At 48.1% G+C, this 7849-nt stretch carries 8 protein-coding genes and 1 pseudogene; 1 reads left to right on the top strand and 8 read right to left on the bottom strand.

The genetic code is table 11. The features are described 5' to 3' along the window. Positions 1 to 559: pseudogene (locus KQJ18_RS19405) on the bottom strand (glucan biosynthesis glucosyltransferase H); the annotation flags it as partial. Beyond that, a complete protein-coding gene (mdoG, locus tag KQJ18_RS19400) occupies positions 552 to 2087 on the bottom strand; it encodes a glucans biosynthesis protein MdoG (protein ID WP_087857802.1) in 1536 nt (511 codons plus the stop codon). The pseudogene KQJ18_RS19405 and the gene mdoG, both read right to left, overlap by 8 nt. 270 nt (positions 2088 to 2357) lie before the next feature. Between mdoG and mdoC the strand changes: the two genes are divergently transcribed. Beyond that, positions 2358 to 3518 (top strand): glucans biosynthesis protein MdoC, encoded by a 1161-nt coding sequence (gene mdoC / locus KQJ18_RS19395; RefSeq protein WP_216422523.1) that lies wholly within the window; start codon positions 2358 to 2360, stop codon positions 3516 to 3518. A 20-nt stretch (positions 3519 to 3538) separates the two neighbouring features. Here mdoC and KQJ18_RS19390 read toward each other — a convergent pair whose 3' ends face one another. The 6 genes from KQJ18_RS19390 to csgB all read right to left on the bottom strand — a co-directional run bounded on the left by KQJ18_RS19390 (position 3539) and on the right by csgB (position 7414). After that, positions 3539 to 4960, bottom strand: a complete 1422-nt coding sequence (locus KQJ18_RS19390) for a phospholipase D family protein (protein ID WP_085048536.1) — start codon at positions 4958 to 4960, stop codon at positions 3539 to 3541. A 1-nt stretch (position 4961) separates the two neighbouring features. Beyond that, the gene (gene ymdB, locus KQJ18_RS19385; protein ID WP_216422522.1) at positions 4962 to 5504 is read right to left on the bottom strand and encodes an O-acetyl-ADP-ribose deacetylase; all 543 of its coding nucleotides are present in this window, start codon (positions 5502 to 5504) and stop codon (positions 4962 to 4964) included. Between the two features lie 100 nt (positions 5505 to 5604). Then, complete coding sequence (locus KQJ18_RS19380) at positions 5605 to 5925, bottom strand: type 1 fimbrial protein (RefSeq protein WP_085048537.1); 321 nt, start codon at positions 5923 to 5925, stop codon at positions 5605 to 5607. A 149-nt stretch (positions 5926 to 6074) separates the two neighbouring features. After that, positions 6075 to 6407 (bottom strand): curli assembly chaperone CsgC, encoded by a 333-nt coding sequence (gene csgC / locus KQJ18_RS19375; protein ID WP_216422524.1) that lies wholly within the window; start codon positions 6405 to 6407, stop codon positions 6075 to 6077. Positions 6408 to 6468: 61 nt separating this feature from the next. Further along, entirely contained in the window at positions 6469 to 6918 is a 450-nt protein-coding gene (csgA, locus tag KQJ18_RS19370) for a curli major subunit CsgA (protein ID WP_006685125.1), read from the bottom strand. A gap of 40 nt (positions 6919 to 6958) precedes the next feature. Next, positions 6959 to 7414, bottom strand: coding sequence for a curli minor subunit CsgB (gene csgB, locus KQJ18_RS19365; protein WP_032939898.1), 456 nt, complete (start codon positions 7412 to 7414; stop codon positions 6959 to 6961). Between the last annotated feature and the right edge of the window lie 435 nt (positions 7415 to 7849).

Raw genomic sequence — 7849 nt, 5'->3', positions numbered from 1 at the left:
GCAGCAATTGCATAAAGGAGACCCACAGGTCCTGCCCCATCATGTCGACCGGATTTATGAATGCCCAACCCTGATACGGAAGAATCGTCTTCATATACCAGGTTGCTACGACCGTTTGCGCCAGCGTTAAGATCAACAGCGTATAGCGGCGGATTGTGCCAACGGTACGCCATTTTTGCTCGCTCTCTTGTTCTTCTTTCGTCAAACGCGAAAGATAACGCGGAGTCACATCACGTCCACGCAGACGATCCCAAAAACGACCAACCGGGTTGGTACGCCAGGGATCGGGGAACATCGAGGTACGCGTTGCTTTAGGCATTGCCTGAAGCTGATCGCGTCCTTCATCGTCTTTAACCAACTGCTCTTTCGCCAGAGAATCTGGCCATGCTTGCTCAAGACGAGCTTTCACAGAACCCTGCGGTGAATCATCTTCGCGCGAGTAAGTACGATGCTCGGCATCCAGCGCCTGATGAACGGCGCGGATGTCAGTTTTCGGCAGAGCCGCTTTTTCGATATCCGAAAGCGGCATTGCGTCAATATACTCAGTAGTCTTATTCATTGGCAGGTAACTGGTAGCTCCAGGTTTCACTCAACGTCTGATCGGCATTGACCAGGGCTGCTCGCATTTCAGTGGTTTTCTTCACGTCTTTCACCTTCACGCGCAGCATCAAACGCCAACCTTTAGTGACCGGGTTGTAACGCACGGTGTTTTCAACGATCTCGCCGTTGTCGCCAATACTGGTTTGTGCGGTAACCGGGGTATCCTGTGGCAGCTTTTTCATGTCTGCGCCGGTAAAATCCACCACAAACGCGATAGTACCGTCTGGCTGACGAATCAGATTGGATTGTTTAACATCACCCGTAGAACGACGAGTCTGTTGTACCCAGGCATTTTCCGGCGCATGAAGCTTGTCTTCATCACGCGTGAACGTCAGGGAGTACTTGAAGTTCATCTCTTTGCCCGCTTCAGGCAGTTGATCCGGCGTCCAGTACGCAACGATGTTATCGTTCGTTTCATCGTTAGTCGGAATTTCAACTAACTCAATCTTACCTTTGCCCCAGTCACCTTTTGGCGTGATCCAGGCGCTTGGACGCAGGTCGTAACGATCGTCAATATCTTCAAAACGCGAGAACTGACGGCCACGCTGCAACAGACCGAAACCTTGCGGGTTTTCCATGGCAAAGCTGCTCACCGCGAGATGTTTCGGGTTGTTCAGCGGCCGCCAAATCCATTCGCCGTTGCCAGCGTGGATAGACAAACCATTAGAGTCATGCAGTTCCGGACGATAATTCGTTGCCGGAGAAGGCTGATTTGGGCCGAACAGGAACATACTGGTTAACGGCGCCACGCCCAGCTTGCCCACTTTGTCGCGCAGGTAAACTTTGGACTGAACATCAACAACCGTGTCGCGACCCGGAATAATGACAAAGCGATACGCTCCGGTTGCGCGCGGAGAGTCCAGCAAGGCGTATATGGTTAAACGTTTGTCAGTCGGTTTCGGACGTTCGATCCAAAACTCACGGAAGCGGGGAAATTCTTCACCAGAAGGGAGAGCGGTATCGATCGCGAGACCGCGCGCAGACAGACCGTAGACCTGGCCTGCGCCGAGAACGCGGAAATAGCTGGCCCCGAGCATGCTGACGATTTCATCGTTTTTATCTTTGCTGTTGATCGGATACAGCACTTTGAACCCGGCGAAACCGAGATCTTTTACCGTGTCTTTATCATGCTGAACATCGCCAAAATTAAAGTAATCCGGGCTATATTTGATTCTTTTCACCGCAGTGGCGGTAACTTCGTTGATTTTGACCGGCGTGTCGAAGTACATACCCTGGTGGTAGAATTCGAGCTTAAATGGGGTCTTGAGATTGCTCCAGTAGGCTTTATCGCGATTAAACTGGATCTGCTGATAATCCGCATATTTCATGTCGCGGAAAACGGAGGGCAAGTTACTTTTTGGCGCCTCATAGCCTTTACCGGCTAAGGATTGAGCTTGTTTTGCAACATCATCAATGCTGAACGCCCAGCTCGATGATGTGTACAGCGTTAACATGACTGCTGCACCCAACCAACGCATTTTCATCATTTGTAGTTTATGTTTCATAATTAGTAAGCACTTCCCCCTTTGTGTGCTTATATTGATCCGATCCATTTTAATGGATAATCGGGTATTCCGACAACTGAATCCCTGTATTGTTCGCGCGCTGGCTCATGCTTTAAGCAGCTTTGTCTGCTGTTTTCACTTTGCGTGCTTATCCTGGAGACAGGTTGTTGGACTTCGTGTAGGGTTGGCCTCGAATGTAACCATTATTCGTCTTAGGGATAAGACGAAAAGTCTGAGAATACGTAACTGTCTATGAGCTCTGTATCACCACCACGTGAATATTTTCTTGACTCCATCCGTGCCTGGCTAATGTTGTTAGGGATCCCCTTCCATATTTCTTTGATCTACTCCACTCATACCTGGCACGTGAACAGCGCAGAGCCGTCGTGGTGGTTGACCCTTTTTAACGATTTTATCCATGCATTTCGCATGCAGGTCTTCTTTGTTATTTCGGGTTACTTTTCGTACATGTTATTTTTGCGCTATCCGCTAAAGCGGTGGTGGAAGGTGCGTGTCGAACGCGTGGGAATCCCGATGCTGACGGCGATTCCATTGCTTACGCTGCCGCAATTTATCATGCTGCAATACGTGAAGGGCAAAGCAGACAGCTGGCATACTCTCAGCGGGTACGAAAAGTACAACACGCTGGCATGGGAGCTTATTTCCCATCTGTGGTTTTTACTGGTTCTGGTGGTTTTAACGACCGTAAGCATGTGGGTATTTACCCAGATGAAAAATAAGACGATGCGTAGCGAAGGTGCTAACCCCTCTGCTGTGTCGATGACCAAATTAACGCTGATTTTTATTTTATTGGGTGTCGGTTATGCCGCCGTCAGAAGGACGATTTTCATCCTCTACCCTTCAATTCTCAGCGATGGCATGTTTAATTTTATTGTTATGCAAACGCTGTTCTATATACCTTTCTTTATGCTCGGCGCGCTGGCGTTTATCAACCCTAATCTGAAAGCGCTGTTTACCAGGTCATCGCGTGGCTGCACGATAGGCGCCGCATTGGCGTTTGTCGCTTACCTGCTCAATCAACGTTATGGCAATGGCGATGCCTGGATGTATGAAACCGAATATGTCATCACCATGGTCATGGGACTGTGGATGGTGAACGTCGTCTTTTCGCTTGGCCACCGTTTGCTGAATTTCCAGTCGGCCCGCGTGACCTATTTTGTCAACGCGTCACTGTTTATCTATTTAGTGCACCACCCTTTGACGCTGTTTTTTGGCGCGTATATCACACCGCATATCTCATCGAATCTACTGGGCTTTTTGTGCGGCCTGCTGTTTGTGGTGGGGATTGCGGTGATACTGTACGAACTCCATTTGCGCATACCGGTGCTGAAGTTTCTCTTCTCGGGTAAACCGGCCGTTAAGCAAGATAAAAATAAAGCTGTCGCTGGTTAATTTTTCTCTCATTGCGTGGTTCAGAGCAGCCACTCAATGGGTAACACCGATGCAAGCTTCACCAGAACCCGCTTCCAGAATCCTGTGGCGGGTTCTTTTTTCAGTACCTGTTCGCTGCCGGAAACGCGATCCACCCAATTAATTCTACCCCAGCGGTCGAGGCGCAGTTGCCAGGCCATGTCACGCTGGCTCTGCATAAAACGTTTATGGATCACTTCAGCCAGCACTTCACTCTCAATCACAAATCCCATTTCCGTATTAAGCAGCGTTGAACGGGGATCAAAATTAAGCGAGCCGATAAATACTTTTCGACCGTCAATACTGAAGGTTTTAGCATGCAGGCTGGAACCTGAATTACCGGTTAATCCGCGATCGTGGACCACCGAAACGCGTTCGCGGGTAGGTTTAAGTTCGTATAATTCTACCCCGTAGCGCAGCAGTTTTTTTCGCCATCGCGCATAGCCCGCATGAACGATAGCCACATCATTTGCCGCCAGCGAATTGGTTAAAATCGCAATCTTGACGCCTTTCCTTACCATTCTCAACAGCTGCGCCACCCCAGCCCGAGTCGGCACAAAGTAGGCGGAAATAATATCAATGCGTTCGCCCGGCGACCCCATCACATCAAACAAACGCTGCGGTAATAACGAATGGCGCGGCGCTTTCCCTTCACCTTTGACAGGATCATCACTCAGCAAACGCGTTTTCGCCCAAATCAGCGGCAGCGACTGCTGATCGAGGCTGGTCATAAACTGGCTGGTTTCCAGCTTATGCAGATAGCGACGAGTAATATCATCGTTATACCAGGATTCAGGCAGCTCGATACGCTGCGAAGAATCTGACTCCGACATCTCAAGTACGTTTTGTAACGTTGAAACAGAACGGCAGTGCCAGTAACGCTCAAAATCATCCGCAACATCTTTGACAACAGGACCAATAGCCATGACGTCCAGATCGGAAAACAACGGTTGCTCACCCGCCCCAAAATAGGCATCACCAATATTACGCCCGCCCACGATGGTCACCACGCCGTCAGCGGTATAACTTTTATTGTGCATTCGCCGATTTAGCCGGGCAAAATCGGTCAAATAGCCCAGGGCGCGCAGAATGCGAAAGGAAAAGGGATTAAACAGACGAATTTCTATATTAGGATGGCTATCCAGCAGCCGCAGCGTGTCATCAAGACCCGGCGTGTTGTTGTCATCCAACAGCAAGCGAACCTTCACTCCACGTTTCGCCGCCGCCAACAGAACTGAAAACAGCAACAGACCGGACATGTCGTTCTCCCAGATGTAGTACTGCACATCCAGTGTACGTTCCGCCATTTCTGTTAGCCGATAGCGAGCAGCAAAGGCATCCAGGCTGTCATCCAACGTAAGAATGCCACAGTCTCCTGGGTGGTTAGCACAAAGTGGCGTGATGGCCCGCTCAAGTCGCGTCATATCAGTCCGTGTTCTTGTCACCTTGCCGGGAAAGTAGTCTCTTGTAGAGTTGAGCGTTTTCTTCGTCAAAACAAACAAAGTATATTTGATCGGGAAGCGTACGACGGGTAATAAATTTTAACACCGTATTTACCGCTATTTCTGCCGCTGCGGCGCGGGGATACCCGTAGACTCCGGTACTGATCGCCGGAAAAGCAATGGATTGGTACCCATTGGCCAGGGCCAATTGCAGCGAATTCAGATAGGCGTCTTCAAGACGTTCAGCCTCATGATGCCCTCCACCTTGCCAGACAGGCCCTACGGTATGAATGACCGCTTTTGCCGGAAGCGCCCCCGCCAGCGTGATAACGGCATGCCCGGTCGGGCATTCTCCCTGTTGCTGGACAACCTGTTTGCAGGCCTCCAGCAATGCGGGTCCGGCGGCGCGATGGATTGCGCCATCAACACCACCACCTCCCAGTAGCGATGAATTCGCCGCGTTGACGATCACATCAACAGCGATCGTCGTAATATCGCCGTATAACACATGCACGCGTGAATGCATAAATTCCCCCTGACAAAACACGATTCATCAAGTGTACAGCAGGGATTTCCTTGAAATCTCACTTTTTAACCACAAGTTTGCATGTCTAAGCCAGAATGGTTCATTTATATTCAATGTTAAGGATCGCCATGTTTTTCTGTTCATTGAGGTAATGCATTTTCACAGTAGCAATTTGCTGCACATTCTGAGGGGCAGCCGTGACCTGTTGATGATTATAGAGACTATTACGGGTGGTGCCATTGCGCATACAAGACAATTCGACCTGTTGTTGTTGGGTGTTAACGTCGCAGGGCGCTTCAACTATTGCGCCGCGAAAATGGATAACGCCGCCGGGCGAGATCTGTTGGGCCATTATGGGAAAAGTGAAAAGAGATAACGTACATAAACTGGCGCTAAAAATACGTTTAAAAAATGTGCACATAAGGGTTCCTCAATGATTAGTCATCCTTGAGGGATCTGAATGATCCTTCACCACTGCGAGTTACGATCAAATAAAAACGCTGTACGTTTCTATATTCATAGAACAGCGCCGCATTCCCAGCCACACCCTTAATGCAAATACAGCAAAAATTATGGCTGACTGGCTGAGTCAGGCCATTGTTGTGACAAATGCAGAGACTGCCCGTCCGAAACGGTAACGATAATTTTGACCGAATCCCCCGGTGAAATATTAAAGCTCAGTTTGGTTAGTTCAATCGGCCGATTAGCGGGGACCGAAAGGCTTGTTTTCTGCTGCGATTGGCTTTGTCCTCCCTTCCCCTTACGAACGGCAAGGACCTGGACCTCACAAACGCAGGGTTGGGCTAACGTCACCTGAGGAATAATGGTGTACATATCGCCTTGTTGGGTCGTATTGAATGTTATTTGATTTGTCAGCGCGGCAATGAGTAATAATGTATGCATCATATTCTCCCGAAAAAAAAACAGGGCTCACGCCCTGTTTATTATCAGTCAGAAAACTGAATTAGTGTTGGTTAGCTGTTGCATTGTTGCCAAAACCAACTTGCTGAATCAGCACATTGGAGTCAGAAGCAGTCTGATTAACCAGCGCGCCGTTGCGGCCACCGAACTGGGTCACGCTAATATCAGCATTTTTTGCATTCCACTGATCGATGGTGGCATTGTTCTGGAAGCCAGTCTGTTTCAGGCTAATAGTACTGTCATCAGCCCCCTGGCCTACGACCGCGCCATTACCACGCCCATGTTGGGTGATGGTGACATCTGATTTACGCGCATCGCTTTGCAGAGCATTCGCAGCGTTGTTTGAACCATATTGGTAGATACTCAACGAAGAGTCTGGGCCATAGTTGCTACCGCCGCCATGATGATTACCGCCCCATTGCGGAACAACACCAGCCAGAGCACTGCCAGAAACGACGATTGCTGCGAATGCTGCCACTTTTAAAAGTTTCATGGTAAACCCCCATCGGATTGATTTAAACGTCGATAATGGATTAGCGTTGAGTTACGCGAATTGCCATTTGCGACTGTCTCTGCACCACAACTGCTGTTTTTTGTGTACCATACTGGGTAATATTCGCTTTATTACCAGAGCCTTTCTGGATAATTACAGCTGTATTACCATAAGAACCTTGTTTAATACTCGCGTCATTGGAACTACCCACCTGATCAATATATGCAAAGTTATATGATCCCGTCTGGTCCGTTTTCGCCCGGTTACCAGAACCTTCTTGCGAAATGACCGACAATAGCTTCGAGCCCCCCTGACGAGTATTTGCACTGTTCGCAGTGCCAACCTGACCAATAATGGCTGCCTGATTAAATGAAGACTTACTTAATTCATTTACCGCAAAGTTATATTCTGAATTAGCTAAATCATAACTTGTTGCGGATGCAATCCCAGGCACACCCAGTATTGTAAACATCATAAATAACAACTTGTTTTTCATGTTGTCACCCTGGACCTGGTCGTACATGAAGTTAAATTAGTTACCACTCAAATTGTTGTTAACATGACTTACATTTGTTAACGTCACGTTACGATGAAGAGTATGTCCGTTGAAACATTTTAAATAACTCACCCGCCAGTGGTATTTTTATATCCTGATTCACACCAAAGTATTAATTAACAGTAAAAAACACGGTTGCGACAACAGGTTCTATTTATTTTTTAACCCTGCAAGTGAATTTCTATGCAGTAACAAAAAAGTGCATTTTCCGCGATTTCCGGGCCTCCCAGCTTAGTGCTGCGATAGGCATAGGTACAAGTCGTGACAAGCATCATTTTTTTCTATCTAAAATTGTCCAACTTAAATCCAGGCGAAACAATCCGAATTCATTAGGAATGTAGAACTAACAAACCATAAATTTATTTGTTTAATATC

Source organism: Citrobacter sp. S55_ASV_140, from assembly GCF_018919505.1.
Classification (GTDB): domain Bacteria; phylum Pseudomonadota; class Gammaproteobacteria; order Enterobacterales; family Enterobacteriaceae; genus Citrobacter; species Citrobacter werkmanii.
This window is presented reverse-complemented; position numbering and strand designations above follow the sequence as displayed.